This window comes from Micromonospora narathiwatensis, assembly GCF_900089605.1.
GTDB classification, from domain to species: Bacteria; Actinomycetota; Actinomycetes; order Mycobacteriales; family Micromonosporaceae; genus Micromonospora; species Micromonospora narathiwatensis.
In genome coordinates this window covers 401,694-428,608 of sequence record NZ_LT594324.1, presented here as the reverse complement: position 1 = coordinate 428,608, position 26,915 = coordinate 401,694, and the positions used below count along the sequence as shown (strand labels likewise).

Here is a 26,915-nt window from a genome sequence, read left to right as displayed (position 1 = left end):
TGCGCCTACCGGACGCCAAGACGGGCCCGGCGCCGTCGGGATGCCGACGGGCCGGGCCCGGCGTGGTACGGGTCAGGCCTCGCGCTGGCCGGGCGCGGACGGCTGCCCGGCGGCCTGCTGCTCGGCGGCCTGCTGCTCGGCCACCTCGCGGGGCAGCCGCAGCGGCAGCGGCTCACGGACCGGCTTGGCCTCCTGGCCCCGGTCGACCACCAGGCCGTTCAGGCACAGCGCCAGCGGGCCGGCCGCGGCCGGGTCGGTGGCCGCGCCACCCTGGTAGACCCCGCGCACCATCCAGCGCGGCCCGTCGATGCCGACGAAGCGCAGGTCGGTCAGGCCGTCCGGGGTGCGGACCCGGGCCCGCAGCTCGGTGCCGTACTCCCCCTCGACCTCCTGGGCGGCGGCGCCGTCGTTGAACAGCGACTGCCGGATCTCCTCGCGCACCTCGTCCCAGATGCCCTCGGAGCGGGGCGCCGCGAAGACGCCGAGCTGCAGGGCGTTCTCGCCGTGCACCAGCACGACCTGCTGGATCACACCCTGCGGGTCGGCCTGCACCCGCACCTCGACCTCGGCCACCGCCGGGATCTGGAGGCTGCCCAGGTCGAGCCGGGGCTCGTCGGGCGCCTCGGAGACGTCGTAGGGGCCGCGCACCGGCGAGGTCGGCTCCCCGCTGTCCTCGGTGTCGAGGACCTCGGTGGTCCGCTCGTCACGCGCCTCGCCGGCCCGCTTTCGGGAGAAGATCACTGCGCCCACCCTCCGCTGTTCGCACTCACCCTGCCACCTCTTCCGTGTGCCCGCCCGCCGGTGCCGGGACCAGCCCGGCGTGTCCGCCGGTCGACCCGTGCCCGCCGGTCCCGCGCCGGGACGCGGGCAGCTCGGCCACCGGCCGGAACTCGGCCCGCGCGACCCGCTGGACGACGAGCTGCGCGATCCGGTCGCCCCGGCTGATCTTCGCCGGCATCTCCCGATCATGATTGATCAGGTTGACCAGGATCTCACCCCGGTAGCCGGCGTCGACCGTACCGGGCGCGTTGAGCACCGTCACGCCGAGCCTGGCCGCCAGCCCCGATCGGGGGTGCACCAGACCGACGTATCCCTCCGGTAGCGCGATGGCCACGCCGGTCGGCACCAGGGCCCGACCGCCGGGCGGCAGCTCCACGTCCGCGGCGGCCACCAGGTCCGCGCCGGCGTCGCCGGGATGGGCGTACGCCGGCAGCGGCAGCTCCGGGTCGAGCTGTCGTACGGGCACGGGTACGACGTCTGTCACGGTCTTCCTCTTCCGTCCGGTCCTTGCGGGGGTGACCCTGCCATCCTGCCGGTTGTCCGGCCCGTCGTGCGCCGTACCCTCGGACTGTGCGCCAGTCGTCGTCCTCGTCCGCCCCGGCGTCGCCGGTGGCCGTCCCGCCGGAGTACGCGGAGCGGCTGCGGCTGCCCTGGTGGGCCTGGCCGGCCGGGCTCGCCTTCGCCGGGCTGCTCGCCGCCGAGCTGTGGATGGGTGCCTCCGGGCTGCGGGCCTGGTTGCCGTTCGTGCTGCTGATCCCGCTGGCGGCGGCCGTGCTGGCGTGGCTGGGCCGGATCCGGGTCGCGGTCCGCGACGGGGAGCTGCGGGTGGACGACGCCCGCCTCCCGGTGCGCTACGTGGCCGACGCGATCCCGCTGGACACCACCGGCCGGCGCGAGGTGCTCGGCATCGGGTCCGACCCGCTCGCCTTCGTGGTGCAGCGCCCGTGGATCGGCGGCGCGGTGCAGGTGGTGCTCGACGACCCCGCCGACCCGACCCCGTTCTGGGTGGTAAGCACGCGCCACCCGGTGAAGCTGGCCACGGCGATCCTCGCCGGCCGCGACGCCGCCTGAGCGGAGTCGGGTCGGCCGGGGTCGCCGATCTGGCGGCATCCGCGCCCAACTGACCCCGCCACCTCCCCGACCTGGTGGTGCTGAAGATCGGGCTGAGCTGGTCGACGCCCGCCGCGCCGGATCAGGTCCGGCCGGGGGGCAGTGCCCGGGGTGCCCGGCGACGCAGGTCCTTGCGGAGCTGGTCAGCGAGGGTCCGGGTGGCCCGGCGGTTGAGGTAGCCGGCGACGGCGGCCCCGGTCAGGAACGGCCCGAGGGTGGTCAGGTTCCGGCCGAACCGGCGCAGCAGGCGGTCCCGCAGCTCCCGCCGGGCGGCGGTGCCGAGCACGGCGCTCACCCCGACGCCCGGCATCATCGGGTTGACCCCGCGCTGGCCGGCCCAGGACTGCACCAGGGCCACGGCGCGCTCGCTGCCACGGGTGGGCAGCGGCACCCCGTGGACCTCGTACAGCTCACCGATCAGCTTCAGCTCGATCGCGACCACGGCGATCGTCTCGGCGGCCAGCAGCACGGGCGCGGAGAGCAGCGTCGGGGCGACCGTCCACTCGACCGCGGCGACCCCGCCGCCGGCCGCGCCGACGCCCGCGGTGGCCCGCGCGGCGTTACGGACCAGCCGCTCGGCCAGCTCGTCGTCGGTCAGGCCGGGAAAGTGCCGGCGGAGGGTCGCCAGGTCGCGGACCGGTACGTGCGGGGCGACCTCGGCGATGGTCTCCGTCATCCAGCGGAGCGCGGCCTTCGGCTTGAACAGGTCGGTGAGGCCACGGGCCCGGGCCTGGCCGGCCACCCGGGCGAGCAACTGCCGGCGCCGGCCCGGCGCGATGTCGTCGGCGGTCAGCGCCGCGACGGTCGCGCCGAGCTGATCAGCGTCATCGTCCGGAGTGGCCGGAGCCGGCCGCTCGGCGTCGTCGCCGTCGGCCGCTCCCGCGCCGCCCGGTCCACCGTGCCTGCGCTTGCCCACCCGTCCGCCCTCCCGTGCTCACGCGACGGCAGCCGCCCGTACGAGTCGACACGCGGCGGCAGCCGCCGGTACGAGTCAAGCAGCTCCGCGCCACGCCCGCACGGCGACTCGAACAGCGGCGGCCCCGTCACGGAGGCCGCCGCCGGTGACACGGATCTCGGTCAGGCGCACTCGCGGCAGATCAGCTCGCCGTTGCGCTCGACCGCCAGTTGGCTGCGGTGGTGGACCAGGAAGCAGCGGGCGCACCGGAACTCGTCCTGCTGCATCGGTAGCACCTTGACCGTGAGCTCCTCGTCGGCCAGGTCGGCGCCAGGCAGCTCGAAGCTCTCGGCCACCTCGGCCTCGTCGACGTCCACGGCACCCGACTGTGAGTCGACCCGCCGGGCCTTGAGCTCTTCCAGGCTGTCCTCGCCGAGGTCGACCTCGTCGCGACGCGGGGCGTCGTAGTCGGTGGCCATCGGTTTCACTCTCCCATATCGATATGGTCGCTTCCGGTTGTAACGCCGGACGACGTGCTTCGGTTCCACTGGCCGGCCACCATTTGTGTCGGTCACCCGACCCGACGACCGGTGGGCCGAGTCCCGCCGGACTGGAACTGCCCGCGAGCGCGGAACCTTACCCCCCCTTTGGGCGAGGCATGTATACCGCCCTCGTGGCAGAGATGTACGCCCCTGCGCCCGAAGTTGTTCCCAATGTGACTCAGGCGACACGAAGATAGGGGTAGTAGTACCCGTTCCCCCGGTGGCGCGCCGGCATGTCGGACTGTTTCCACGCGACGGCCGGACAACCGTTAACCTCAGCGGCGTACTCGACGGCCGGCGGGGCGGCCCGACCGCCAGCGGCCGCCGCCACCCAACCACTGTTCGGGGAGCGCCCAGATGAGTTTTGCGCGAGTGCGGGCACTCGTTGTCGTCGGTCTGTTGGCGGTCCTCGCCCTGGTCTTCGTCGTGGTCGCGATGGTCCGTGACACCCAGAGCAAGGCGGGCACCGGGAAGGGCTGTCCCAAGGGCTGGCCGCTGGCCGACGTCGCACTGCACGAGCAGAAGGACGTCAAGATCAACGTCTACAACGCCACCGAGGAGGCCGGCCGGGCCGGCGCGGTCGCCGACGACTTCCGCAATCGCAAGTTCCAGGTGAAGAAGGTGGGCAACGCGGAAAAGAACGTCGACGAGGTCGCGGTGCTGCGCTACGGCCCCAAGGGCGTCGGCTCCGCCCACCTGCTGCGCGCCTATTTCCTCAACAACGCCAAGCTCGCCTTCGACATCAACCGCAAGGACGACACGGTCGACGTGGTCCTGGGCAACAACTTCCAGCAGTTGGCCACCACCACCGAGGTCAACCAGTCCCTCGGCGACCTCGGCTCGCCCGAAGCGCCGCCCGGCACCTGCCCCGCCCCGGTCGACGACAAGTAGCCCACCCCGGGCCCCGGCGGCGCCCCGACTCGCGGGACGCCGCCCGGTCGGCCTGTCCGGAGGTACGCAGCCCGACGCCGCCGGACCAGGCCCGTCGGGCCCGACGCGGACGGTCACGCGCGGACGGGTCAGGCGCGGACGGGTCAGGCGCGGACGGGTCAGGCGCGGACGGGTCAGGCGCGGACGGGTCAGGGTCCGCCGGAGGCGTCCAGAGCGGCGAGCCGGGTGTGCAGCGGCTCGAAGAGCGCGGGCGGGGCGGCGATCACCAGGTCCGGCCCGGCCGGCCGACCCGCGAGGCCGGTCACCAGCAGCCCGGCCTCGCGCGCGACCAGCCCGCCGGCGGCCAGGTCCCAGGCGGCCAACCCCTTCTCGTAGTACGCGTCCACCCGCCCCTCCGCGGCCAGACAGAGGTCCAGCGCGGCGGCGCCCATCCGGCGGATGTCCCGGACGTGCGGGATCAGCTCGGCGACCACCCGGGCCTGGTGCGCCCGGCGGCCGGCGGCGTAGCCGAATCCGGTGGCCACCAGCGCCTGCCCCAGGTCGGTCTCGGTGGAGCACCGTAGCCGCTCTCCGGCCCGCCACGCGCCGCCGCCCGCGGTGGCGGTCCACTCCTCCCCGGTGGCGACGTTGCGCACCACCCCGGCCACCACCTCGCCGGCCACCTCGGCGGCGAGCGAGACCGCGCAGTACGGCAGCCCGTAGAGGTAGTTGACCGTGCCGTCGATCGGGTCGACGATCCAGCGCACCCCGCCGTCGGCGGCCGGGCCGGTCTCCCCCGCGCCGTACTCCTCGCCCAGCACCGCGTCGTCCGGCCGAAGCGTCCGCAGGGCGTCCAGCACCTGCCGCTCGACGGCCCGGTCCGCGGCGGTGACCACGTCCGTGACGGTGCTCTTGGTGGCGGCGACGGACACCCCCTCGGCCCGCATCCGATGCGCGGTGGCGGCGGCGTCGCGGGCCACCGTGACGGCGATCTCCAGCAATTCCGGCGGGGTGGGCGCCGAGCGGATCATGTTTCGTCCCCTTCCGGCACGACCGGGACCGGCCCGGCCGAGCGCGAGTATCATCCTTACAAAGTCCACATCTGCGCCCAATCGGTGGTCCAGAGCGCCGTTACGCCGTGCGGCGCGGGATGATCGCCGCAGACGGCGTTACAATTCACCCTGCCCACGCGCCACGGACCGCCAGCGACCGGCCGGCCCGGGACACGGGGGTCCCTCAACTACTCGCCCGGCACGGCGTTCGGTGCTGCGCCGGACGACCCGGCCGTGCTCGCTCTTCGCCTCCGGAAGGTCTTCGTGACAGATCCCCGCCAGACCGGCGCCGACGTTCGCTCGCTCACCGACACCCTGATCGCCCACGCGCAGAGCGCGGGCGGCCAGCTCACGTCGGCCCAGCTCGCGCGCACCGTCGAGTCCGCTGAGGTGACCCCGGCCCAGGCCAAGAAGATCCTGCGTGCGCTCTCCGAGGCGGGGGTGACGGTGGTCGTGGACGGCTCCGCCAGCACCCGCCGCCGGGTGGCCGCCGCCCGGTCCGCCACGCCGGCCTCCCGGGCCACCACCGCCAAGACCACGAAGAAGGCCGCCGCGCCCGCCCCGAAGCAGGCGCCGGCCGCCGAGGAGGCCACGGCCCCCGCCCCGCGGAAGGCGACCGCGCGCAAGGCCGCCGGCACCACCGCCGAGGTGGCCGCCAAGGCCGCCGTCCCGGCGAAGGCCACCAAGGCGACCCGGGCCACCAAGGCGACGGTGGCCGCGAAGACCGCCGGGGCCAAGGCCGCTCCTAAGGGCGAGGGCCCCGAGGGCGAGATCGACCCGGAGGAACTGGCCGCCGAGATCGAGGACGTGGTGGTCGACGAGCCGGCCGAGCTGACCCAGGCCGCCGAGGCCGACGCGGCCAGCTCCGCCAGCGACAACGACTTCGAGTGGGACGACGAGGAGTCCGAGGCGCTCAAGCAGGCGCGTCGCGACGCCGAGCTGACCGCCTCCGCCGACTCCGTCCGGGCCTACCTCAAGCAGATCGGCAAGGTGCCGCTGCTCAACGCGGAGCAGGAGGTCGAGCTCGCCAAGCGGATCGAGGCCGGCCTCTACGCCGCCGAGCGGCTGCGCGCCGCCGACGAGGGCGAGGAGAAGCTCACCCGCGACATGCAGCGCGACCTGCTCTGGATCTCCCGGGACGGCGAGCGGGCCAAGAACCACCTCCTCGAGGCGAACCTGCGACTGGTCGTCTCGCTGGCCAAGCGCTACACCGGTCGGGGCATGGCCTTCCTCGACCTGATCCAGGAGGGCAACCTCGGCCTGATCCGCGCGGTCGAGAAGTTCGACTACACCAAGGGCTACAAGTTCTCCACCTACGCCACCTGGTGGATCCGCCAGGCCATCACCCGCGCCATGGCCGACCAGGCCCGCACCATCCGCATCCCGGTGCACATGGTCGAGGTGATCAACAAGCTCGGCCGGATCCAGCGCGAACTGCTCCAGGACCTGGGCCGCGAGCCCACCCCGGAGGAGCTGGCCAAGGAGATGGACATCACACCGGAGAAGGTGCTGGAGATCCAGCAGTACGCCCGGGAGCCCATCTCGCTCGACCAGACCATCGGTGACGAGGGTGACAGTCAGCTTGGTGACTTCATCGAGGACTCGGAGGCCGTGGTCGCGGTCGACGCGGTCTCGTTCTCGCTGCTCCAGGACCAGCTCCAGCAGGTCCTCCAGACGCTCTCCGAGCGCGAGGCGGGCGTGGTACGCCTCCGCTTCGGCCTCACCGACGGCCAGCCCCGCACCCTGGACGAGATCGGCCAGGTGTACGGCGTGACCCGGGAACGCATCCGGCAGATCGAATCCAAGACCATGTCCAAGTTGCGGCATCCCTCGCGTTCCCAGGTGCTCCGCGACTACCTGGACTGACCGCGCACGTCAACCAGTCGTGTCGGTTTGATCACCAGCCGTAGAACACTCATTGGTGATCGGTCGGTTGCCTGTTTGTGATCGTTGACGTGGCACCCTTGGTACACGGCACACTGTCTTCCACGCCAGGTGTGACCTCGGTCCCCCGCGGGCACACAGGGAAGGCAGGGCCCGAGCAGGGTGTTGCACGATAGGTGAGCAACGACCGAAGAGAGTGTTCATCGGTGACGACCAGAGGAGGAAGGCGATGACCCCGACCCTCACGCCGCCGCCCGAGACGGTGAGCCCCCCGGCCGCCGATGAACGGTGCGACCGCTGCAATGCTGCCGGCAAGCTCCGGATCACTCTGGCGGGTGGGAGCGAGCTGGTGTTCTGTGGGCACCACGCGAACAAGTACGCAGAGGATCTCGTCAAGATCACTGTGCGGTTCGCGGCGGACCCCGAGTTCAGCTGGCGTGGCGCCGATCTGATGGCGAACTGAGTTCGAAGAGTCCGCAACCTGACATAGCCGGCCGGAGGCACCCATGGGTGCCTCCGGCCGGCTTTTGCGACCCGAGGTCCCCGCGCCCCCACGATGTCCGGAATGCTGCGGCATCGACCGACTGAGGTGGCGTCAGAGGGTCTGCACGGTGGCGATGCGCTCCTCAAGCTGCTCGATCGTCGCCTGGGCGCTCGGCGGACCGCCGCAGATCCGGCGCAGCTCAGCGTGGATCTTGCCGTGCGGCTGCCCGGTCCGGTGGTGCTGGGCGGCCACCAGGGCGTTCAGCTGACGCCGGAGCGCCACCCGGCGCTGGGCGGCACTCATCGGTGGTGACGCCGACGCCGGGGCCTCAGCGGCCGGCTCGGCGGCCCGTTGGGCGGCTCTGCGCCGCTGCGCGGCGAGTTGCTCGGCCTGCCGCTTGCTCAGCAGCATCGAGACCTGGTCGGCGGTGAGCAGCCCGGGGAGGCCGAGATATTCCTCCTCCTCCGGGGTGCCCGCCTGGGCGGCGGTGCCGAACGACGCCCCATCGAAGATCACCTGGTCCAGCTCGGCGGTCGCGGAGAGCGCCGCGAACCGCTTCTCCAGCTCGCCGCTGGCCTGGTCGTCGCGCTGGGCGCGCTCCAGCAGGTCGTCGTCGAAGCCGTCGGACTCCTTCGGCTTGCCGAGCACGTGGTCCCGCTCGACCTCCATCTCGCTGGCCAGCCCGAGCAGGTGCGGCACGCTGGGCAGGAAGACCGAGGCGGTCTCCCCGGGCTGCCGGGCCCGGACGAACCGGCCGATCGCCTGCGCGAAGTACAGCGGGGTGCTGGCGCTGGTCGCGTAGACGCCGACCGCCAGCCGGGGGATGTCGACACCCTCGGAGACCATCCGGACCGCCACCAGCCAGCGCTGCTCGGACGCCGCGAACGTCGCGATCCGCGCGGAGGCGCCCTGGTCGTCGGAGAGCACCACCGCCGCCTTCTCCCCGGTCACCTGCTCCAGCAGCTTCGCGTACGAGCGGGCGGTCTGCTGATCGGTGGCGATCACCAGGCCGCCGGCGTCCGGCATGCCCGCCTCGCGCAGCACGCTCAGCCGGGCGTCGGCGGCCCGCAGCACCTGCGGCATCCAGTCGCCGGCCGGGTCCAGGGCGGTACGCCAGGCCTGCGCGATCAGGTCCTGGGTCATCGGCTCGCCCAGCCGGGCGGCCAGCTCCTCCCCGGCGTTGGTGCGCCACCGGGTCTCCCCCGAGTACGCCAGGAAGAGCACCGGCCGGACCACGCCGTCGCGCAGCGCGTCGGAGTAGCCGTAGACGGAGTCGGCGCGGGACCGCAGCAGCCCGTCCCCGCCCCGCTCGTAGCCGACGAACGGGATCGGGTTGTCGTCGGAACGGAACGGCGTACCGGTGAGCATCAGCCGGCGTACCGCGGGTTCGAAGGCCGCCTTGACGCCGTCGCCCCAGGTACGCGAGTCACCGGCGTGGTGGATCTCGTCGAGGATGACCAGCGTGCGCCGGGTCATGGTGCGCCGCCGGTGCACCTGCGGCGCCATGCCGACCTGGGCGTACGTGACCACGGCACCGTGGAAGTCGGCGGCGGAGTGCAGGTCGGCGTTACGGAAGGCGGCGTCGAGCTGGATGCCGACCCGGGCGGCGGACTGCGCCCACTGGGACTTCAGGTGCTCGGTCGGGGCGACCACGGTGACCGCCTCGACGGTGCCGTCGTTCAGCAGCTCGGCAGCGATCCGCAGGGCGAAGGTGGTCTTGCCCGCGCCCGGGGTGGCGACCGCCGTGAAGTCCTCGCTGCGGCGGCGCAGGTAGTCCACCATCGCCTTGCGCTGCCATGCACGCAGGGGCGGGAACGTGTCCAGCGCCGGCAACCGCGGTGCCACACGTAGCTCCTCTCCGACCGCACGACGGCGGGCCCCGGCCGAGGGCCACGGGTCCCGCCGCCCATGAAAACGCCTCCGCGCAAAAGGTGCCGCGAAGGCCGACTCAGCATAACCAGCGGGGCCCGTTCTCCCCACTCGACGCCACGCTGGTCACATCCGCCGGCCCCGCACCTCCGTGCTCGCCGACGGACGCCGTGCGGGAGCGGGCACGGTGCCGGCGGCGGCGCGGGGCTCAGCCTCGCGGGCCGCGGGTGCCGGTGCGGGGCGGACGCAGGGTGGCGACCGGGGCGGACCAGCGCCGCCGCAGCGCGACCAGCCGCAGCACGAAGACGAAGGCGATCGCCACGATCAGCCCGGCCGCGTGCGCCTGTCCGTACGCCGACAGCAGGGCCACCAGGATCGACCCGGCGAGCGCGGCGAGGGCGTAGATCTCCCGGCGCAGCACCACCGGGATCTCCCCGGTGAGCAGGTCCCGGCCCAGACCGCCGCCGATCGCGGTGAGCACGCCGATCATGCAGGCGCCGACCGCCGGGACGTGGGCGTCGAGGGCCTTGAGCGTGCCGGTGACGGTGAACAGGCCGAGGCCGGCCGCGTCGAGCACCAGCACGGTGGTGCGCAGCCGGGCCAGTTGCGGATGCAGCCAGAACACGGCGGCGGCGGTCGCCGCCGCCGTGGCCGCGTACCGCCAGTCGGCGAAGGCCAGCGGCGGGACCTCGTTGATGACCAGGTCGCGGAAGATCCCGCCGCCGAGCGCCGCGACGACGCCCACGAAGACCACCCCGAAGAGGTCGAGCCGCTTGGCCACCGCCGCGGAGGCGCCGGAGGCGGCGAAGACCGCGACACCGGTGAGGTCGGCGACGAGCAGGACGGTGGAGGTGGTCACCGGCGAAGGGTACGCGGGCGGGCGGCGGGGCCGCCCAAGGTCACTCGTCCCAGGAGTCGTAGATCTCCTTGCACTTCGGGCAGACCGGCGACCCGGGCTTGGCCGCCTTGGTGACCGGGAAGGTCTCCCCGCACAGCGCGACGACGAACGTGCCCATGACCGCGCTCTCGGCGATCTTGTCCTTGCGGACGTAGTGGAACATCTCGGGACCGGTGTCGGCGTCCTTCAGCTCGGGACGCTCGAGAACCTGTGTGCTCACGTCTACACCTCCAACTTTCCAGTTTTGCAGGTCCCGCGGGGCCGGTCCACCGCAGACCGGCCCGAACGCGGCCCGTACCGTAACGGAAGTGACCAACTTTCACATCAGTTTCGGCACCGAAGTGGCCGACGCCCTGCGCGACGGGCGTCCAGTCGTCGCCCTGGAGAGCACCATCGTCTCGCACGGCCTCCCCCGGCCGGACAATCTGCTGGTCGCCCGGCAGATCGAGCAGGCGGTCCGGGACGCGGGGGCGGTTCCGGCCACCATCGGCATGGTCGCCGGCGAGCTGATCGTTGGCCTGGACGACGCGCAGTTGACCCGGCTCGCCACGGTCGACGGCGTGAGCAAGCTCTCCGTACGCGATCTGGCGGTTGCGGCGGCGGCCGGCGCGGACGGTGCCACCACGGTGGCCGCGACCAGCGCGGTGGCCGCGGCGGCCGGAATCGACGTCTTCGCCACCGGCGGCCTGGGCGGGGTGCACCGGGAGGCGGCGCAGACCTTCGACGAGTCGGCCGACCTGATCACCCTGGCCCGGACGCCGATCGCGGTGATCTGCGCCGGGGTGAAGTCCATCCTCGATGTGGGCGCCACCCTGGAACGGCTGGAGACCCTGGGGGTGAGCGTGGTCGGCTACCGCACCCGCCGCTTCCCCGGCTTCTACCTGACCGACGCCGGCTTCGACCTGGACTGGTCGGTCGAGTCGCCGGAGCAGGTCGCCGACGTGCTCCTCGCGCGGAAACGGCAGGGCGTGCACCACGGCGGGCTGGTGGTGGCGAACCCGCTCCCGACCGACGAGCAGCTCGACCCGGCGCTGCACGACCGCACCCTCGCCGCCGGCCTGGCCATGCTGGCCGCCGAGGGGGTGACCGGAAAGGCGGTCACGCCGTTCCTGCTGGCCCACTTCCACTCGGCCACCGAGGGTGCCAGCCTGGCGGTCAACGTCCGGATCATCCTGCGCAACGCCGACCTGGCGGCACGCGTCGCGGTCGCCGCGGCGGCCCGGCGCGCCGAACGCACGGCATGAGCCAGCGAATCATCGCCCGGGGCGCCGTGGTGCCTCATGTCGGCGCCGAGCGAAGCGAGGTGACGGCATGAGCGAGCGTCCGCGAGCGAAACATCGCCGCAGAGAGGTGACGGCATGAGCCGAGCGTCCCGCATCGTCGTCGTCGGGGACGTGATCACCGACGTGGTCGCGGTGCTCTCAGGTCCCCTGGCGACCGGTTCGGACACCGCGGCCGGGATCCGGTTCAGCGGTGGCGGGCAGGCGGCCAACACGGCGGCCTGGCTCGCCGCCCAGGGGGCGGAGGTCACGCTGGCCGCCGCGGTCGGCGACGACGAGGCGGGCCGCGAACGGGTGGCCGAGCTGGAGCGGGTCGGGGTGGCCTGCGCGGTGGAACGCCACGAGGACTACCCGACCGGCACCGTCATCGTGCTCACCCACGACGGGGAGCGCACGATGATCAGCCAGCGCGGGGCGAACCTGCGGCTCACCGCGGCGCAGATCGACCGGGCCCTGGCGGAGGCGCCCGACGCCGGGCACATGCACCTGTCCGCGTACACCCTGTTGGACGCCGGGTCGCGCGGCGCGGGCCTGCGCGCGCTGGCCGCCGCCCGCGAGCGCGGGCTGACCACCAGCGTCGACGCCGCCTCCGCGGCGCCGCTGCGGCGGGTCGGCGCGACGGCCTTCCTGACCTGGGTACGCGACGTCGACCTGCTGCTGGTCAACACCGACGAGGCGACGGTGCTGGCCGGCGGGCTGGACCCGGCGGCGCAGGGGCGGGCGCTGACCTCGGTGGCCCGGCGGGTGGTGGTCAAGCGGGGCGCGGCCGGCGCGGTCTGGGTGGACCGGACCGGGGTGGTCGAGGCGGCACCCGCCCGTGGGGTGCCCGTGGTGGACGTCACCGGCGCCGGCGACGCCTTCGCCGCCGGCCTGCTCACCGCCTGGCGAGCCGGCGCCGACCCCCGCGCGGCCCTCTCCCGGGCCGGCGACCTCGGCGCCCTCGCCGTCTCCTCCATCGGCGCCCGCCCCACCCCCTAACCCACCCTCCCTCCCTCCCACCCACCCACGGCGATCTTGCACTTACGGCCCCGAATTTGTCCGCGTTCGGGGCGTTTTGCCGAGGCATGAAGTGCAAGATCGCGGAGGGGAGAGGGCGGGGAGAGGGCGGGGAGAGGGCGGGGAGAGGGCGGGGGGCGGGGGTGTGGGGGTGGTTAGGGTTCGGCGTCGATGATTTTGTGGGGGGACTGTTCGGCGGGGAGGGCCGTGGGTGGGGTGGCGGCAGGGGGGCGGTGGTGGAGTTTGTTGGTCAGGCGGTGCTGTTCCTTCGGGGGGCGGTCGTTGGCCAGCAGCACCGCCAGCCACGGGATGAGCGCCATCCCGATGCCGCACAGCGGCAGCCAGAGCCAGAGCAGGGGCGCCTTCGCGCCGACCAGGATCGCGCCGGCCACCAGACACGCGACCCGGATGCCCATCATCAGCACGTAGCGCTTCTGCCGGCTGGTGAGCTGGTCGTCCTGGCTGCGCGAGGCGTCGGTGATCAGGATCGGCTGGTACGCCTGACGCTTCACCACGGACCTCCTCAAGGGGATTACGCCTCATCCTGTCACCCCGGACGGTTGATCGGCGAAAATCGTGACAAGGCGTGCGTGTTACGTGCGTGGTACGCTCCGCCCGTGGGCAACCGGTTCAGCTTCACCGACGAGGCGTTGGCCAACCTGCGGGTCTACGACGTCACGCCGGGGGAAGTCTGGGAGGCCCTGCACAGCACGCGACGGGTCATCCGGCACCTCGGGGACGACGTCATGGTGGTCTACGCGACCGACCACCGGGGGCGGCGCCTCGCCGTGCTGCTGGCCGAGGCCGACGGCACCGACAACGACTGGGACATCCTCTCCGCCCGCGAACTGAGCGACGTCGAGGCCAAGCGCTACGACGAGACGGTGCGGAGATCACGCCGACGAGGAGGCGGTCACGATGCACCGTAACGAGGCGACCAAGCGGTTCCACGACGGCGGCGACGCGTTCGCCGACCTGATCGACGAGACACAGCCGGCCGAGCTGCCCACCCCCGACACCGACGTGCCGATGGTCAGCCGCTCGGTCCGCCTGCCGCTGGAGACGTACGAACGGGTCCGGGCCGTCGCCGAGGCGCGCGGCATCGGGGTGACCACGCTGATGCGGCAGTGGATCGAGGCCGGGCTGGCCGATCTGGACGACTCGGCGACGGTCTCGCTCGCCGACGTACGCCGGGCGCTGGCCGCGCTGTCCCGCCCCACCGCCGCCTGACCGACCCGACGACCGGGGTACGCGGCGGCCGGGTCAGCCCTTCGCGGCCTTCGCCTCGGCCTTCATCCGCTGCTTGTACTCCCGGACCTGGCGCAGCGCCTCGGGGCCGGTCACGTCCGCCACCGACCGGTACGCCTCGGCCTCGCCGTACCCGCCGGCGGCCTCCCGCCAGCCGGCCGGGGCGATGCCGAACCGCTTGCCGAGCAGGGCGACGAAGATCTGCGCCTTCTGCTTGCCGAAGCCGGGCAGTTCGCCGACCCGGCGCAGCAGCTCACGGCCGTCCGTGACGTCGGACCAGAGCCCGGCCGGGTCGCCGTCGTACCGCTCGACCAGGACCCGGCACACCTCCTGGACCCGGGCCGCCATGGCCTTGGGGAACCGGTGCAGGGCCGGCGGCTGGGCGAAGATCGTGACCAGGGCCTCCGGGTCGTAGCCGGCCAGCTCCCGGGCGTCCGGCTCGTGACCGATCCGCTGGGCGAGGACGTACGGCGAGGAGAATGCCTTCTCCATCGGCACCTGCTGGTCGAGCACCATGCCGAGGAGCAGCGCCAGCGGGCTGCGCGCCAGCAGCGCGTTGGCCTCGGGGTCGATGGGCAGGGAGAGCGTCATGCCCCCATCCTGCCGGTCGGGCCGCCGCCCGCCACGGCGACTCCCCGCGACGACGCGACGCGGCCCGGCGGACGGGGTCCACCGGGCCGCGTACGGGGCGGGTCGTCAGTTGACGACGAAGAGCAGCCGGTTCGGCGAGCCGCTGCCGGGGCTGGTCACCACGCCGCTGGTGGCGTTGCTGGTGAGGTAGCTCTTCACCTGCGCCGGGGTGTACGACGGGTTGGCGCCGAGCACGAGCGCGGCCGCGCCGACCACGTGCGGCGTGGCCATCGAGGTGCCGCTGATCGTGTTGGTGGCGCTGTCGCTGGTGCTCCAGGTCGACGTGATCGACGAGCCCGGCGCGAAGATGTCCAGGCAGGAGCCGTAGTTGGAGTACGAGGCACGGGCGTCGGTGCTGGTGGTGGCGCCGACGGTGATCGCGGAGGAGACCCGGGCCGGGGAGTAGTTGCAGGCGTTGGCGTTGTCGTTGCCGCCCGCGACGCCGTACGTGACGCCGGAGCTGACCGAGCTGGCCACCGCGTTGTCGAGGGTGGTGCTGGCGCCGCCGCCGAGGCTCATGTTGGCCACGGCCGGCTTGACCGCGTTCGCGGTGACCCAGTTGACGCCGTTCACCACGCCGGCCGTGGTGCCGCTGCCGGCGCAGTTGAGCACCTTGACCGCGATCAGGCGGACGCCCTTGGCCACGCCGTAGGTGCTGCTGCCGACGGTGCCGGCGACGTGCGTGCCGTGGCCGTTGCAGTCGGTGTTGTTGCTGTCCACGGTGTTGGTGCCCCAGCTAGCCCGGCCACCGAAGTTGCTGTGGGTGATCCGGATACCGGTGTCGATGATGTACGCCCGCACGTTCGTGGCCGTGTTCGGGTAGGTGAAGCTGCCGTTCAGCGGCAGGTTCCGCTGATCGATCCGGTCCAGCCCCCAGGTCGCGCCGGTCTGGGTGCCCTGGAGGGTAACCACCTGGTCCTGCTCGACGTACGCGACGGCCGGGTCGGCGGCGAGCCGGCGGGCCTGGCCCGCGCTCATCTTCGCGCTGTAGCCGGTCAGCGCGGCGCTCCAGACCGTGCCGACCGAGCCGCCGTAGCGCTTGGCGAGTCCGGCGGCGCGCTCCGGGACCGCGGTGCGGGCGGCGGGGCTGTTGACGGAACCCACGGTGTCGCTCTTGAGCACCACCAGGTAGCTGCCGCTGACGGCGTCCGGGGAGCCCGCGTAGCGGATGTCGCCGGTGGGGGCGGCGAGGGCGGGGGTGGAGGCGGCGGCGGAGAGGGCCGCGGCGGTTGCGGCGATGGCGAGCGCGCGGAGGGCGCGCCGCCGGGGCACGGACACGTCGGACATTGTCTGGCTCCCTACCGGGCACGCCCGGGCTCGTGGCCATCGGGGCACCCATCGGCGGATGTTGGGGGAGATGGTAGCCAGACATCGAAGTTGATGAAAGGGATCACGGCAAATGTATGGTGTTCGCGGTATGGAAGTCGCGGGTGCCGGCCGGTCGACGACACCGGGAGGGCAGGATGGCGATGTGGACCGTCAAGACATGCTCCTCTCCCCCGCCGGCGTCGAGGCGCTGCGGACCGCGCTGACCCGGGCGCGCTTCACCGCCAACGGCATCGCCGACCGGCTCGGTTCGCAGGCCACCGGCGGGGTGGCCCGCAACGACTTCCGGGCCGCGCTGCGCGCCACCGAGGACCGCGACCCGCTCGCCACGCTGATCCGGGTCTTCATCTGCGACCAGACCGAGCCGGAGGCGGCGGTGGCCGCCGCGCTCGCCCCGCTCACCGTAGCGGAGGCCGTCGCCGGCGGGATCGTCGAGCGGTACGCCGACGGCCTGCGCGCCGGCGTCGACCTCGAACCGTACGGCGACGACTGGTGGGTGCTCGCCGACGTGCCGGCCAGCGCCCGGCCCGGGAAGCCGCTGCACAGCGAGCACGTGCTCGGCATCGGCGGGGCCACCCAGACGCTGATCGGCGCCGCCGTCCGCCGCCCGGTGGAGACCGCGCTGGACCTGGGCACCGGCTCCGGCGTACAGGCCCTGCACCTGTCCACCCACGCCCGGCGGGTGACCGCGACCGACGTCTCCGAGCGGGCGCTGCGCTTCGCCGCCACCACCGCCGCGCTCAACGGCCAGGACTGGGAGCTGCTGCGCGGGGACATGGTCGCCCCGGTCGCCGGGCGCCGGTTCGACCTGGTGGTCAGCAACCCGCCGTTCGTGGTCGGCCCCGGCACCACCACGCACGTCTACCGGGACTCGGGCCGGGTCGGCGACGCGATCGGCGCCGAGTTGGCCGCCGCCGCCCCGCACCTGCTCACCGAGGGCGGCACGATGCAGTACCTGGCCAACTGGGTGCACGTCGCCGGCGAGGAGTGGGACGAGCGGGTGGCCGGCTGGTTCGCCGGCACCGGGCTGGACGCCTGGGTGATCCAGCGCGAGGTGGCCGACCCGATGGCGTACGTCAACCTGTGGCTGACCGACGTCGGCGAGGCGGCCGACCCGCAGCGGATGGCGGCCTGGCTGGACTGGTTCGACGCGCACAAGGTGGAGGCGGTCGGCTTCGGCATCGTCTCGCTGCGCCGCTCCGGCAACGACCAGCCGGTCGTCCGGGTGGAGGACCTGCGCCAGCGGGTGGAACCGCCGATGGGCGACCGGATCGCCGAGTGGTTCGACCGGCAGGACTGGCTCCGGTCCCGTGACGCCGACGGGCTGCTCGCCGCGCGCTACCGGGCCGCCGAGGGGCTCCAGCTACGGCAGGAGGCGACCATGGGCGACGAGGGCTGGGCGGTGGACCGGCAGGTCCTGGCCATGCCGCACGGGCTGCGCTGGACCGAGGAGATCGACCCGCTGGTGCTGGCCCTGGTCGGCGGCGCGGACGGCCGGCTGCCGCTGCGCGACCAGCTCGCGCTGCTCGCCGCCGCGCACGACGTCACCCCGGACGAGCTGGCCGAGGCGGCCGGCCCGATCGTGGCGCACCTGGTCGAGCGGGGCATCGTCGAGCCGGTGACGGACTGATGCGGGCGGTGGTGCAGACGGTCAGCCGGGCCAGCGTGACCGTCGGCGACGAGGTGGTCGGCGAGATCGACAACGGCCTGCTGGTGCTGCTCGGCGTGACCCACGCCGACACCCCGCAGGTGGCGGCCACCATGGCCCGCAAGATCCACGAGCTGCGCATCCTCGACGACGAGAAGAGCGCCGCCGACACCGGTGCGCCGATCCTGGTGGTCAGCCAGTTCACCCTCTACGGCGACGCCCGCAAGGGCCGGCGGCCGACCTGGACGGCGGCGGCCCCCGCCGAGGTGGCCGAACCCCTGGTCACCGCGGTCGTCGAGGCCCTGCGCGAGCGCGGCGCGCCGGTCGAGACCGGCCGCTTCCGTGCCCACATGCTGGTCGAGAGCGTCAACGTGGGCCCCCGCACGGTCCTCCTGGACCTCTGACCCCGCCCCGGCGGAGAGTCAGGAGAGGAGGCCGCGGCGGGAGAGGGACTCGCGGAGCCAGGCGTCGAGCTGGGCGGCCCAGTCCGTACGGTCCACGGTGGCGTGGTCGACGGTGAAACGGCCGAAGGCGTCTCCGCCCTCGGTGAACCGGCCGCCCCGCCGGTCCACCTCCAGCACCACCCGCATCCGGTCCGGGTCGGTCACGAAGGTGACCGCCAACTGGTCGATCGCGTGGGCGTACGACGGTGCCGGGAGGAACTCGATCTCCTGATAGAACGGCAGCGTCTGGTGCACGCCGTAGAGGTGCCCACGCTCGACGCCGGCCCGGGCGAACCGGAAGCCCAGCCGCAGCAACGCCTCCAGCAGCCGCTCCTGGGCCGGCAACGGGTGCACCGACACCGGGTCCAGGTCGCTCTGGTCGACCGCGCGGGCCACCTCCAGCTCGGTCCGCAGCCGCATCGTCACGCCCGGCAGGCGTTGGCCGTACAGGTCGGTCAGCGGGGTCTCCCAGGGCACCTCGAAGCGGAAGGGCACGTCGTACCGCTGCCCCGGGTCCAGCCCGAACGCACCGGTCACGTGCGCCCGGCCGAACTGCTGGGTGGTCTCGTACCCGGAGTCGCCGCTCGCCACCTCGACCCCGGTGACCAGGCCGAGCGCCACCTGGGTCACCTCCACCGGGTGGTCCCCGCCGACCAGCTGGACGCGGCCCTCCAGGTGGCCGCCGGGACGGCAGTCGGAGTCGGCCAGCACCGTGTCCACCGCCGGTCCGCCCACCCCCGTCGCCTGCCTGAGCCGCTTGAAGACCACCGCGTCCTCCGATCGCCCGTGCCGCCGGTCCCGACCGGCCGCTGGCACGGTAACCGGATCCGGCCCGCGACACCGGGCATTCCGCGCGGATTGGTGTCGGTTCCCCGATCGCCTCACTCCCGTTTTACGCCCCGACCGCCAAGCTGTTCTCACCGGCGCCGCTGCGGCACAGGGCGCGGAACCGGGACGCGGCACGACGGACACGGGGAGAACAGAGATGGCCCAGCAGATGATCGAGCACCAGACCCGCCCGGCTGCCACCATCGACGCCGAGCTCGGCACCGCAAACCCGACCGACCAGGACGCCGCCCTGACCGACCTGGACGCCACCGACGAGCGCGGCGTCTCCACCGACCTGGTCCGGGCTTATTTGAACGGCATCGGCCGCACCAAGCTGCTCACCGCCGCCCAGGAGGTCGAGCTGAGCAAGCGGATCGAGGCCGGCCTTTTCGCCGAGGAGAAGCTGTCCACCTGCACCCCGGTCTCCGCCGAACTCCGCGCCGACCTGGAGCTGATCGTGACCGAGGGCCACGCCGCCAAGAACCACCTGCTGGAGGCGAACCTGCGACTGGTGGTGAGCATCGCCAAGCGCTACACCGGTCGGGGCATGGCCTTCCTCGACCTGATCCAGGAGGGCAACCTCGGCCTGATCCGCGCGGTCGAGAAGTTCGACTACACCAAGGGCTACAAGTTCTCCACCTACGCCACCTGGTGGATCCGCCAGGCCATCACCCGCGCCATGGCCGACCAGGCCCGCACCATCCGCATCCCGGTGCACATGGTCGAGCAGGTCAACCGGATGGTCCGGGTCCGCCGCGAGCTGTCCGTCGCGCTGGGCCGCGAACCCACCGTCGCCGAGGTGGCCAAGGCGCTGGAGATCCCCGAGTTCCAGGTGATCGAGCTGATCTCGTACGACCGGGAGCCGGTGAGCCTGGACCAGGCGGTCGGCGAGGACGGCGAGAGCGCGCTCGGTGACTTCGTCGCCGCGGTGGACCCGCGCGAGGAGCCGGGCGACGTCGCCGCCAACGGAGAGCTGCGCAACGAGGTACGGATCGTGCTGGCCACCCTGTCCCAGCGGGAGCAGGCGGTGATCCGGCTGCGGTTCGGCCTGGACGACGGCCGGCAGCGCACCCTCGACGAGGTGGGCCGCGAGTTCGGCCTGTCCCGGGAGCGGATCCGGCAGATCGAGAAGGTGACGCTGCTGAAGCTGCGCGCCCCGGAGCGCGCCAACCGCCTGGAGGCGTACGCCTGCTGAGCGGGACGGCACCCCGACGGCCCCGGCGGTTCGCCGGGGCCGTCGGTGCTTGAATCGCCGCACCGCGACCGCTAGGCAGGGACGATGAACTGGACCCTGGAAGTGGTGGTGGTGCCGGTCTCCGACGTGGACCGGGCCAAGGAGTTCTACGCCGAGCGGCTCGGCTTCGTGGTCGACCACGACACCCGGTTCGGCGACGACGCACGGATCGTCCAGCTCACCCCGCCCGGCTCGGGCTGCTCGATCGTGATCGGCCGGGGCCCGCTGCCCGACATGCCGCCCGGCTCGCTCAAGGGGGTTCAGCTCGTCGTGCCCGACATCGAGCGGGCCCGCGCCGAGCTGGTCGAGCGGGGCGTCGAGGTCAGCGAGATCCAGGTGCTCGGGCAGAACCCGTTTCCGGTGCCACACCCGCTGGACAACGTCGGTTTCGTCTTCTTCACCGACCCGGACGGCAACGCCTGGACCGTGCAGCAGATCTCCAGCCGCGGCTGAGGCTCACAGCCGGCGGGGGCCGGTGTCGGGGCGGGGCGCCTCGACGCCGGTGCGGACGGTGGCGTGCAGCACCGAGATGCCGTCCGGGCGGGCCAGCACCGGATTGAGGGTGAGCGAGCGGACCCGGGGCTGCTCGTCGGCGAGCCGCCCGACCCGCAGCAGCAGGTCGACCAGCGCCACCCGGTCCACCGGCACGGCACCCCGGTGGCCACGCAGCAGCGGGGCGGCCCGGGGCTCGTCGACCAGCTCGGCGGCGTCCCGGTCGGTGAGCGGCACCGCCCGCCAGGCCCGGTCGCCGAGCAGCTCGGTGGCGACGCCGCCCAGGCCGAACCCGACCACCGGCCCGAACGCCGGATCCTCCACCAGCTCCACCACGCAGGCCACGCCGGGCTGGACCATCGGCTGGACCAGGACGTCCGCGCCGAAGACCGGAGCCATCTCGGCGTACGCGCGGCGCAGCGTGACCGGGTCGGCGAGGTCGAGCCGGACCGCGCCGAGGTCGAGCCGGTGCCGCAGCCCGGGGGCGGCGGCCTTGAGGGCGACCGGCCAGCCGAGCCGCTCGGCCACCGCCACCGCCTCGTCGGCCGAGCGCGCCGGCGCCGAGCCCACCACGTCGATCCCGTACGCGCGCAGCAGCCCCGCCGGATCCGTGCCGTCGGCCCGCAGCGCCGCCTGCCCGGCCACCCGGTCCACCCGGCCCAGCTCGGGCGGCACGCCGGGCGGGCGGCGCAGCCAGTCGGCGTACGTGGCGACCCGGCCGAGCGCCCGTACCGCCTCCTCCACGCTCGGGTACGCCGGCACCCCGGCGGGCACCCGGCCAGCGAGGAAGGTCGCCACCACCGGCTTGCCGACGGCCGCCGCGTCGGGCAGGGCGCCGGTGAAGTCGGCCTCCGGATCGGTGAGCTGGCCGGGCAGCGGCGGCGCGAAGACGGCCACCACGGCGTCCACCCGTTCGTCGGCGGTGGCGGCGGCGAGCGCGGCGGCGTACTCGACGGCACCGGCCCGGGGGCCGACGTCGTGCGGGTAGCCGTCGGCGACGGTGAGCCCCTGGGCGGCGCAGGCGGTGGCGGCCAGCCCGGTCAGCGCCGACGAGTTGCCGACCACGGCGACCCGGCGGCCGGCCGGCAGCGGCTGGTGGGCCAGGAGCACGCCCACGTCGAGCAGTTCGGCGACGGTGTCCACCCGGATCACCCCGGACTGGGCGAAGAGCGCGCTGACCGCGGCGGCGTCCAGCGCCGGCCCGTCGCCCAGCCCCGGCGGGCGGGCCAGCGAGGCGAGCGCGACGATCGGCTTGCTCCGGCCGATCCGCCGGGCCAGCCGGGCGAACTTGCGCGGGTTGCCGAAGGTCTCCAGGTAGAGCGTGATGACGTCGGTGCCGGGGTCGTCCTGCCAGTACTGGAGCAGATCGTTGCCGGAGACGTCGGCCCGGTTGCCGGCGGAGACGAAGCTGGACAGGCCGAGACCGCGCCGGGACGCCTCGGCGAGCAGGGCCACCCCGAACGCGCCGGACTGACTGAACACGCCGACCCGGCCGGCGGCGGGCAGCACCGGGGCGAGGGTGGCGTTGAGGCGTACCGCCGGGTCGGTGTTGGCGACGCCGAGGCAGTTCGGGCCGACCACCCGCATGCCGGCCAGGTGCGCGGCGCGGACCAGGGCGCGCTGGACGGCCGCCCCCGCCGGCCCGGCCTCGGCGAACCCGGCCGAGATCACCACCAGGCCGTGCGCGCCGGCCGCCGCGGCGTCGGCGACCACCTCCGGCACCGCCTCCGGCGCCACCGCCACCACCGCCAGGTCGACGTCGAGCCCGGCGTCGGCCGCCGACGGGTACGCGGGCAGCCCGGCCACCGTCGCCGCGCTCGGGTGCACCGGCACGATCGCGCCGGTGAACCCGCCGTCGCGCAGGTGCCCGAGCAGGGCCGCGCCGACGCCCTGCCCGCTGGTGCTGGCCCCGTAGACGGCGATGCCGCGCGGGGCGAGCAGCCGGGCGATCGAGCGGGCCTCGGTGCGGTGCTCCCGGCCACGCTGCACCTCCAGCGTCGCGTCGGTGGGTGCGATCGGGAAGCTCAGGTGCACCACGCCGTCGGCGTACTGGCGCTGGACCTGGTAGCCGAAGTCGGAGAAGACCCGCAGCATCGCCCCGTTGGCCGGGAGCACCTCGGCGACGAAGTGCACGATGCCGAACCGGCGGGCCGCGTCGGCCAGGTGTTCCAGCAGCACCGAGCCGATCCCCCGGCCCTGGTACTCGTCCTCCACCACGAAGGCCACCTCGGCCTCCGGAGACCCGGGGCCGAGCCGCTCGTACCGGCCGACGGCCACGATCCGGTCGCCGGCCAGCACCACGAACGCCTCCCGGTCGCGGTGGTCGACGTTGACGAACCGCCGCAGGTCCCGTTCCGGGATACGCGGATACGGCGAGAAGTAGCGCAGGTAGCGGGTGCGCTCGGAGAAGCGCGAGTGCATCGCCACGATCTCGGGGGCGTCGGCGGGACGGATCTGTCGCAGCTGCACGGCCGTGCCGTCGCTGAGCAGCACGTCCACCGGTTGCTCGACAGTGGTCACCGGTCGGTCCTCCCCTACCGTCCGGTCAGTCGCGTGGGTCGTACGGGTCGAGCCCGAGCAGTGGGAAGACGGCCCGGCGGGTGGCCGCGATCGCCCGGCCCACCGGATCCGGCTCGCCGTTGGGCTGCCACGGCTCGTACGCCGGGTCGACGTCGTCGGTCATCCGCAGCGGCACCTCGTGGCCGGGCCGCCGCTTCGCCGCCAGTTCCCGCCAGGCGGGCGGGGTGAGCGTGGCCGGGTCGATCGGTTCCCCGGTGGCCACGGCGAGCAGGTGCGTCCAGGCCCGGGGCACCACCTCGACCAGCGCGTACCCGCCGCCGCCGGTGGCCACCCAGCGGCCGTCGCACAGCTCGTCGGCGAGCGCCCGCAGCGTCCGGTAGGTGGCCCGCTGCCCGTCCACGGAGAGTTGCAGGTCCGCGAGGGGGTCGAGCCGGTGGCCGTCCGCCCCGCACTGGGTGACCAGCAGTTGGGGCCGGAACGCCCGCAGCACCGACGGTACGACGGCGTGGAAGGCGCGCTGCCAACCGGCGTCGCCCACGCCGGGCGGCAGCGGCAGGTTGACCGCGCTGCCCTCCGCGCCCGGACCGCCGGTCTCGTCGGGGAACCCGGTGCCGGGGAAGAGCGCGAGCGGGGTCTCGTGCAGGCTCACCGTGAGCACCCGGGGATCGTGGTAGAAGATCTGCTGCACGCCGTCGCCGTGGTGCACGTCCACGTCCACGTACGCGATCCGCTCCGCGCCGAGGTCGAGCAGGCGGGCGATGGCCACCGCCGGGTCGTTGTAGACGCAGAACCCGGCGGCCCGGTCCGGCATGGCGTGGTGCAGCCCGCCGGCCACGTTGACCGCGCGGCGGGCGTCCCCCCGCCAGACCGCCTCGGCGGCGGCCACGCTCGCCCCGGCGACCAGGGCGCTGGACTCGTGCATGCCGTCGAAGACGGGGTTGTCCGAGGTGCCCAGCCCGAAGCCGGCGAAGAGCGGGTCCCGGGGCGCGGCCCGCACCGCGTCCAGGTAGCGCGGGTCGTGCACCCGGGTCAGCAGCTCGTCGTCGGCCGGCTCCGGCTTGACCAGCCGGACCCCGGGCCGGTCGAGCACGCCGAGTTCGCGGGCGAGCGCCATGGTCAGCTCGACCCGGACCGGGTCGAGCGGATGGTCACCCATGTCGTAGGCGAGCAGGCCCTCGTCCCACACCACCACCGTGTCGTCGGCCATGGGGTCATCGTCGCACGTGGTCCTGGGCACGCCTGTTCCCCGCGGTGTTCAGTGGCCGGGTGTCCCACCGGTGGCGACCGGACGGTCCGGGTCGGCCACCCAGTTGCTCCACGAGCCGACGTACAGGGCGGCATCCGGGCGGCCGGCGAGGTGCAGCGCCAGGACCGCCTGCGCGGCGGTCACCCCGGAGCCGCAGTACGCCCCGACCGGCGCGCCCGAGGCGACCCCGGCGTCGGCGAACCGCTGACGCAGCGCCTCGGCGGCGGGGAACCGGCCGTCGGTGACGTACTCCGGCGCGGGCAGGTTGACCGCGCCCGGCACGTGCCCGGCGACCGGGTCGATCGGCTCGGTCTCGCCCCGGTAGCGCGGGGCGGCCCGCACGTCGAGCAGCACCCCGGCGTCGGCGGCGGCCAGCCGGGCGGCCTCCCCCGTGTCGAGCACCGGCAGCTCACCCGGCGTGACGATCACGTCGCCGGGCGTCGGGGCGGGTGCCGCGGTGGAGACCGGCAGTCCGGCGGCGACCCAGGCGGGGAAGCCGCCGTGCAGCACCCGGACCGCCCGGTGGCCGGCCCAGCGCAGCGTCCACCAGGCTCGGGCGGCGGACATGCCGTCGCCGCCGTCGTACACCACGACGGGGTGACCGGCGCGGACCCCGGCGGCACGCAGCGCGGCCTGGAGCGCGGCGGGGTCGGGCAGCGGGTGCCGGCCGGCGGCGCCCGGTCGGCCGCAGAGCTCGGTGTCCAGGTCGACGAAGACGGCGCCGGGCAGGTGGCCGGCGGTGTAGTCGTCCCGGCCGGGCGGGCCGGCGAGCCGCCAGCGGACGTCGAGCAGGGTGGGCGGGTCGGCGCGGTCGAGTTCGGCGGCGAGCCGGTCGGGCTCGACCAGCAGGTCTGCGGTTCCGGACATGCGGTCCAGTCAACACCATCCGGGCAGCGACCCCGCGCTTCGGCGGCGGCCGGGTGTCGGTGGTCCGGGGTAGCATCGACGACCGGGAGGCCATGACGTGAAGCATGACCTGGTCGATACGACCGAGATGTATCTGCGCACCATCCTCGAGCTGGAGGAGGAGGGGGTGCCACCGCTGCGTGCCCGGATCGCCGAGCGGCTGCGCCAGAGCGGCCCCACCGTCAGCCAGACCGTCGCCCGGATGGAGCGGGACGGCCTGCTCACCGTCGAGGGCGATCGGCACCTGTCGCTCACCTCGCTGGGGCGCAGCACCGCGGTTGCGGTCATGCGCAAGCACCGGCTGGCCGAGCTGCTGCTGGTCAACGTGATCGGGATGCCCTACGAGGAGGCCCACGACGAGGCCTGCCGGTGGGAGCACGTGATGAGCGACGCGGTGGAGAAGCGGGTCTACGACCTGCTCAACCGCCCCACCCGCTCGCCGTACGGCAACCCGATCCCCGGTCTGGAGGAGCTGGGCGAGCCGGGCCAGCCGGAGACCGAGTCCACGTCCACGGAGACCGAGCGCAACCTCGCCTTCCCCGGTCTGACCGGTCCGGTCGTGGTCCGGCGGATCTGCGAGAGCGTGCAGACCGACGCGGACGTGCTCCGGCAACTGCACGCGGCCGGCGTGGACCCGGGTGCGACGGTGACCGTGGCCCAGGAGCGCGACGGCGTCTCCATCGACCGCTCGGGCGACCGGGTCCGGCTGCCCCGCGAGGTGGCCTCCCGGGTGTTCGTCGCGGCCCGCTGACCTCCGGTCAGCGCTGTTCGCCGACCCGCCGGTCCGGCTGGCCCCGCGCCGGCCACAGCGGTCAGGCTGGCCCCGCCGGTCACAGCTGGCGGGTGTCCACCGCCTTGGCCAGGTTGACCAGCTTGCCGGCCATCTTCTGGGCCTCCCCCACGTCGCTGCCGTTGGGGCAGGTCCAGCGCAGGGTGGCCAGCCGCCCCTCGGTGGCGAGCCAGCCCACCTCGGCCACCGGGCCGACCTTGCCGGCCTTCGGCAGGTGATGCTGGTAGGCGATCTTCCCCAGCTTGCTGACCTTCGTGGCGCCCCTGGGCAGCACGTCCTGGGTGAAACCCGACGTGTCGATCGACGTCTCGGTGACGCTGAGGGTCAGCTCCGGCAGCAGGGCGGCCTCGGCGCGGAGCACGCAGGTGTGCGTGTCGCCCCGCTCCACGGCGGCGGCCACGTCGAACCGGGCCCCGGTGTGCTTGGCGATCACCCCGAAGTCGAGCAGCCGGCAGGCGCCGCCCGAGGAGGCGGCGGCCACCTCGACCCGCTTCGGCGCCGCCGCCGGCAACGCCACCGGGGTGGCGTCCGCGGTGCAGCCGGCGGTCAGCAGTACGGCCGAAGCGGCGAGCCAGATCCGGGCGTGCACGTGGAGACCTCCGCGATCGTCGACGGGAACCCGCCGGATGTCCGTCGGACACCGTAACGGGGTGCCCGCGTGCGAGGGAAGTCGTCAATCGTCCACGTACGGACAGTGCCGGCAGCCTCGCCCGCAGCAGGTGCCACGCCGGGCGAGGAACCCGGCGGTGAGGACGAACAGCGCGGTCTCCGGGTCGAGGTAGCCGGCCTCCCCGGCGGCCAGCGCCGCCGCGTGGGCGGTCAGAATCCGCTCCCGGTGCGGGTGCTCGGGCGAGAGCCGGGACGGGTGCGGCTCGGTCAACGGCCGCCCCGCCAGAGGTCGTCGCTCTCCGCTCACCCGGCGAGTCTACGGAGATCGCGCGGAC

Annotated in this window: 30 protein-coding genes; 13 read left to right on the top strand and 17 right to left on the bottom strand. The window is 73.9% G+C overall.

The window, feature by feature from the left end; all coding sequences use genetic code 11:
- Positions 1 to 72: 72 nt before the first annotated feature.
- Positions 73 to 741 carry a DUF3710 domain-containing protein gene (locus tag GA0070621_RS01915; protein WP_091191075.1) on the bottom strand — a complete coding sequence of 223 codons (669 nt, stop codon included), beginning with the start codon at positions 739 to 741 and terminating at the stop codon, positions 73 to 75.
- A gap of 25 nt (positions 742 to 766) precedes the next feature.
- Positions 767 to 1,264: a dUTP diphosphatase gene (gene dut, locus GA0070621_RS01910; protein ID WP_091191073.1), complete on the bottom strand. Its 498-nt coding sequence runs from the start codon at positions 1,262 to 1,264 to the stop codon at positions 767 to 769.
- Between the two features lie 86 nt (positions 1,265 to 1,350).
- Between dut and GA0070621_RS01905 the strand changes: the two genes are divergently transcribed.
- Positions 1,351 to 1,851, top strand: a complete 501-nt coding sequence (locus GA0070621_RS01905) for a DUF3093 domain-containing protein (RefSeq protein WP_091191072.1) — start codon at positions 1,351 to 1,353, stop codon at positions 1,849 to 1,851.
- Between the two features lie 121 nt (positions 1,852 to 1,972).
- Here GA0070621_RS01905 and GA0070621_RS01900 read toward each other — a convergent pair whose 3' ends face one another.
- Both GA0070621_RS01900 and GA0070621_RS01895 read right to left on the bottom strand, forming a co-directional pair.
- Positions 1,973 to 2,806, bottom strand: a complete 834-nt coding sequence (locus tag GA0070621_RS01900; RefSeq protein WP_167666503.1) for a hypothetical protein — start codon at positions 2,804 to 2,806, stop codon at positions 1,973 to 1,975.
- A 161-nt stretch (positions 2,807 to 2,967) separates the two neighbouring features.
- Positions 2,968 to 3,264, bottom strand: a complete 297-nt coding sequence (locus GA0070621_RS01895) for a DUF4193 domain-containing protein (RefSeq protein WP_073835372.1) — start codon at positions 3,262 to 3,264, stop codon at positions 2,968 to 2,970.
- A 435-nt stretch (positions 3,265 to 3,699) separates the two neighbouring features.
- Here GA0070621_RS01895 and GA0070621_RS01890 point away from each other — a divergent pair, with 435 nt between their 5' ends.
- Positions 3,700 to 4,218, top strand: a complete 519-nt coding sequence (locus GA0070621_RS01890) for a LytR C-terminal domain-containing protein (protein WP_197673970.1) — start codon at positions 3,700 to 3,702, stop codon at positions 4,216 to 4,218.
- Between the two features lie 188 nt (positions 4,219 to 4,406).
- On the opposite strand, the gene GA0070621_RS01885 is transcribed toward GA0070621_RS01890, so the two are convergent.
- Complete coding sequence (locus GA0070621_RS01885) at positions 4,407 to 5,228, bottom strand: inositol monophosphatase family protein (RefSeq protein WP_091191068.1); 822 nt, start codon at positions 5,226 to 5,228, stop codon at positions 4,407 to 4,409.
- A 285-nt stretch (positions 5,229 to 5,513) separates the two neighbouring features.
- Here GA0070621_RS01885 and GA0070621_RS01880 point away from each other — a divergent pair, with 285 nt between their 5' ends.
- Both GA0070621_RS01880 and GA0070621_RS01875 read left to right on the top strand, forming a co-directional pair.
- Positions 5,514 to 7,115: an RNA polymerase sigma factor gene (locus GA0070621_RS01880; protein WP_091201876.1), complete on the top strand. Its 1,602-nt coding sequence runs from the start codon at positions 5,514 to 5,516 to the stop codon at positions 7,113 to 7,115.
- 247 nt (positions 7,116 to 7,362) lie between these two features.
- Positions 7,363 to 7,596: a DUF7455 domain-containing protein gene (locus tag GA0070621_RS01875; RefSeq protein WP_091091264.1), complete on the top strand. Its 234-nt coding sequence runs from the start codon at positions 7,363 to 7,365 to the stop codon at positions 7,594 to 7,596.
- Positions 7,597 to 7,728: 132 nt separating this feature from the next.
- On the opposite strand, the gene GA0070621_RS01870 is transcribed toward GA0070621_RS01875, so the two are convergent.
- The 3 genes from GA0070621_RS01870 to GA0070621_RS01860 all read right to left on the bottom strand — a co-directional run bounded on the left by GA0070621_RS01870 (position 7,729) and on the right by GA0070621_RS01860 (position 10,604).
- Positions 7,729 to 9,462, bottom strand: coding sequence for a DEAD/DEAH box helicase (locus GA0070621_RS01870; RefSeq protein ID WP_091191066.1), 1,734 nt, complete (start codon positions 9,460 to 9,462; stop codon positions 7,729 to 7,731).
- A gap of 232 nt (positions 9,463 to 9,694) precedes the next feature.
- Positions 9,695 to 10,345 carry a trimeric intracellular cation channel family protein gene (locus GA0070621_RS01865; RefSeq protein ID WP_091191063.1) on the bottom strand — a complete coding sequence of 217 codons (651 nt, stop codon included), beginning with the start codon at positions 10,343 to 10,345 and terminating at the stop codon, positions 9,695 to 9,697.
- A 40-nt stretch (positions 10,346 to 10,385) separates the two neighbouring features.
- On the bottom strand, positions 10,386 to 10,604 hold the full coding sequence (locus GA0070621_RS01860; RefSeq protein WP_091191060.1) for a DUF3039 domain-containing protein: 219 nt from the start codon (positions 10,602 to 10,604) through the stop codon (positions 10,386 to 10,388).
- A gap of 88 nt (positions 10,605 to 10,692) precedes the next feature.
- Between GA0070621_RS01860 and GA0070621_RS01855 the strand changes: the two genes are divergently transcribed.
- Entirely contained in the window at positions 10,693 to 11,628 is a 936-nt protein-coding gene (locus GA0070621_RS01855; protein ID WP_091191057.1) for a pseudouridine-5'-phosphate glycosidase, read from the top strand.
- Positions 11,629 to 11,742: 114 nt separating this feature from the next.
- Positions 11,743 to 12,642, top strand: coding sequence for a carbohydrate kinase family protein (locus tag GA0070621_RS01850; RefSeq protein ID WP_091191053.1), 900 nt, complete (start codon positions 11,743 to 11,745; stop codon positions 12,640 to 12,642).
- Positions 12,643 to 12,815: 173 nt separating this feature from the next.
- Here the strand turns inward: GA0070621_RS01850 and GA0070621_RS01845 are convergent, their stop codons facing one another.
- Positions 12,816 to 13,175, bottom strand: coding sequence for a DUF3099 domain-containing protein (locus GA0070621_RS01845; RefSeq protein ID WP_197673938.1), 360 nt, complete (start codon positions 13,173 to 13,175; stop codon positions 12,816 to 12,818).
- 102 nt (positions 13,176 to 13,277) lie between these two features.
- Here GA0070621_RS01845 and GA0070621_RS01840 point away from each other — a divergent pair, with 102 nt between their 5' ends.
- Together GA0070621_RS01840 and GA0070621_RS01835 are read left to right on the top strand one after the other, a co-directional pair.
- Positions 13,278 to 13,589, top strand: a complete 312-nt coding sequence (locus tag GA0070621_RS01840; RefSeq protein ID WP_167666502.1) for a hypothetical protein — start codon at positions 13,278 to 13,280, stop codon at positions 13,587 to 13,589.
- Positions 13,579 to 13,890, top strand: coding sequence for a hypothetical protein (locus tag GA0070621_RS01835; RefSeq protein ID WP_091191046.1), 312 nt, complete (start codon positions 13,579 to 13,581; stop codon positions 13,888 to 13,890). The genes GA0070621_RS01840 and GA0070621_RS01835 overlap by 11 nt, the downstream gene beginning before the upstream one ends.
- A gap of 33 nt (positions 13,891 to 13,923) precedes the next feature.
- Here GA0070621_RS01835 and GA0070621_RS01830 read toward each other — a convergent pair whose 3' ends face one another.
- Both GA0070621_RS01830 and GA0070621_RS01825 read right to left on the bottom strand, forming a co-directional pair.
- Positions 13,924 to 14,499 (bottom strand): HhH-GPD-type base excision DNA repair protein, encoded by a 576-nt coding sequence (locus GA0070621_RS01830; protein WP_091191042.1) that lies wholly within the window; start codon positions 14,497 to 14,499, stop codon positions 13,924 to 13,926.
- Positions 14,500 to 14,604: 105 nt separating this feature from the next.
- Entirely contained in the window at positions 14,605 to 15,825 is a 1,221-nt protein-coding gene (locus GA0070621_RS01825) for a S8 family peptidase (protein ID WP_091191039.1), read from the bottom strand.
- Between the two features lie 184 nt (positions 15,826 to 16,009).
- Here GA0070621_RS01825 and GA0070621_RS01820 point away from each other — a divergent pair, with 184 nt between their 5' ends.
- Together GA0070621_RS01820 and dtd are read left to right on the top strand one after the other, a co-directional pair.
- The gene (locus GA0070621_RS01820) at positions 16,010 to 17,494 is read left to right on the top strand and encodes a DUF7782 domain-containing protein (protein WP_197673936.1); all 1,485 of its coding nucleotides are present in this window, start codon (positions 16,010 to 16,012) and stop codon (positions 17,492 to 17,494) included.
- Positions 17,494 to 17,916: a D-aminoacyl-tRNA deacylase gene (gene dtd / locus GA0070621_RS01815; protein WP_091191034.1), complete on the top strand. Its 423-nt coding sequence runs from the start codon at positions 17,494 to 17,496 to the stop codon at positions 17,914 to 17,916. Before GA0070621_RS01820 ends, dtd begins: the two co-directional genes overlap by 1 nt.
- 18 nt (positions 17,917 to 17,934) lie before the next feature.
- On the opposite strand, the gene GA0070621_RS01810 is transcribed toward dtd, so the two are convergent.
- The gene (locus tag GA0070621_RS01810) at positions 17,935 to 18,723 is read right to left on the bottom strand and encodes a sporulation protein (RefSeq protein WP_091191032.1); all 789 of its coding nucleotides are present in this window, start codon (positions 18,721 to 18,723) and stop codon (positions 17,935 to 17,937) included.
- Between the two features lie 217 nt (positions 18,724 to 18,940).
- Between GA0070621_RS01810 and sigB the strand changes: the two genes are divergently transcribed.
- Positions 18,941 to 19,978, top strand: coding sequence for an RNA polymerase sigma factor SigB (gene sigB / locus GA0070621_RS01805; protein ID WP_091191029.1), 1,038 nt, complete (start codon positions 18,941 to 18,943; stop codon positions 19,976 to 19,978).
- 84 nt (positions 19,979 to 20,062) lie between these two features.
- The gene (locus GA0070621_RS01800; protein WP_091191025.1) at positions 20,063 to 20,470 is read left to right on the top strand and encodes a VOC family protein; all 408 of its coding nucleotides are present in this window, start codon (positions 20,063 to 20,065) and stop codon (positions 20,468 to 20,470) included.
- A gap of 3 nt (positions 20,471 to 20,473) precedes the next feature.
- On the opposite strand, the gene GA0070621_RS01795 is transcribed toward GA0070621_RS01800, so the two are convergent.
- The 3 genes from GA0070621_RS01795 to GA0070621_RS01785 are packed head-to-tail and all read right to left on the bottom strand — an operon-like array spanning position 20,474 to position 25,142.
- The gene (locus GA0070621_RS01795) at positions 20,474 to 23,029 is read right to left on the bottom strand and encodes a bifunctional acetate--CoA ligase family protein/GNAT family N-acetyltransferase (RefSeq protein WP_091191022.1); all 2,556 of its coding nucleotides are present in this window, start codon (positions 23,027 to 23,029) and stop codon (positions 20,474 to 20,476) included.
- A 25-nt stretch (positions 23,030 to 23,054) separates the two neighbouring features.
- Positions 23,055 to 24,236, bottom strand: a complete 1,182-nt coding sequence (locus tag GA0070621_RS01790) for an acetoin utilization protein AcuC (protein ID WP_091191019.1) — start codon at positions 24,234 to 24,236, stop codon at positions 23,055 to 23,057.
- Between the two features lie 48 nt (positions 24,237 to 24,284).
- On the bottom strand, positions 24,285 to 25,142 hold the full coding sequence (locus tag GA0070621_RS01785; RefSeq protein ID WP_091191016.1) for a sulfurtransferase: 858 nt from the start codon (positions 25,140 to 25,142) through the stop codon (positions 24,285 to 24,287).
- Positions 25,143 to 25,239: 97 nt separating this feature from the next.
- Here GA0070621_RS01785 and GA0070621_RS01780 point away from each other — a divergent pair, with 97 nt between their 5' ends.
- Complete coding sequence (locus GA0070621_RS01780) at positions 25,240 to 25,932, top strand: metal-dependent transcriptional regulator (protein ID WP_091191014.1); 693 nt, start codon at positions 25,240 to 25,242, stop codon at positions 25,930 to 25,932.
- 79 nt (positions 25,933 to 26,011) lie between these two features.
- On the opposite strand, the gene GA0070621_RS01775 is transcribed toward GA0070621_RS01780, so the two are convergent.
- Positions 26,012 to 26,560, bottom strand: a complete 549-nt coding sequence (locus GA0070621_RS01775) for a hypothetical protein (protein WP_091191012.1) — start codon at positions 26,558 to 26,560, stop codon at positions 26,012 to 26,014.
- An 84-nt stretch (positions 26,561 to 26,644) separates the two neighbouring features.
- The gene (locus tag GA0070621_RS01770) at positions 26,645 to 26,887 is read right to left on the bottom strand and encodes a DUF5522 domain-containing protein (protein ID WP_091191010.1); all 243 of its coding nucleotides are present in this window, start codon (positions 26,885 to 26,887) and stop codon (positions 26,645 to 26,647) included.
- Positions 26,888 to 26,915 lie beyond the last annotated feature (28 nt).

Excerpts from the sequence above, each read along its gene's own strand:
- GA0070621_RS01895 (WP_073835372.1), bottom strand. The coding sequence starts at position 3,264 with ATGGCCACCGACTACGACGCCCCGCGTCGCGACGAGGTCGACCTCGGC.
- GA0070621_RS01885 (WP_091191068.1), bottom strand. The coding sequence starts at position 5,228 with ATGATCCGCTCGGCGCCCACCCCGCCGGAATTGCTGGAGATCGCCGTC.
- GA0070621_RS01875 (WP_091091264.1), top strand. The coding sequence starts at position 7,363 with ATGACCCCGACCCTCACGCCGCCGCCCGAGACGGTGAGCCCCCCGGCC.
- GA0070621_RS01850 (WP_091191053.1), top strand. The coding sequence starts at position 11,743 with ATGAGCCGAGCGTCCCGCATCGTCGTCGTCGGGGACGTGATCACCGAC.
- GA0070621_RS01835 (WP_091191046.1), top strand. The coding sequence starts at position 13,579 with ATGCACCGTAACGAGGCGACCAAGCGGTTCCACGACGGCGGCGACGCG.
- GA0070621_RS01830 (WP_091191042.1), bottom strand. The coding sequence starts at position 14,499 with ATGACGCTCTCCCTGCCCATCGACCCCGAGGCCAACGCGCTGCTGGCG.
- GA0070621_RS01825 (WP_091191039.1), bottom strand. The coding sequence starts at position 15,825 with ATGTCCGACGTGTCCGTGCCCCGGCGGCGCGCCCTCCGCGCGCTCGCC.
- dtd (WP_091191034.1), top strand. The coding sequence starts at position 17,494 with ATGCGGGCGGTGGTGCAGACGGTCAGCCGGGCCAGCGTGACCGTCGGC.
- sigB (WP_091191029.1), top strand. The coding sequence starts at position 18,941 with ATGGCCCAGCAGATGATCGAGCACCAGACCCGCCCGGCTGCCACCATC.
- GA0070621_RS01800 (WP_091191025.1), top strand. The coding sequence starts at position 20,063 with ATGAACTGGACCCTGGAAGTGGTGGTGGTGCCGGTCTCCGACGTGGAC.
- GA0070621_RS01790 (WP_091191019.1), bottom strand. The coding sequence starts at position 24,236 with ATGGCCGACGACACGGTGGTGGTGTGGGACGAGGGCCTGCTCGCCTAC.
- GA0070621_RS01785 (WP_091191016.1), bottom strand. The coding sequence starts at position 25,142 with ATGTCCGGAACCGCAGACCTGCTGGTCGAGCCCGACCGGCTCGCCGCC.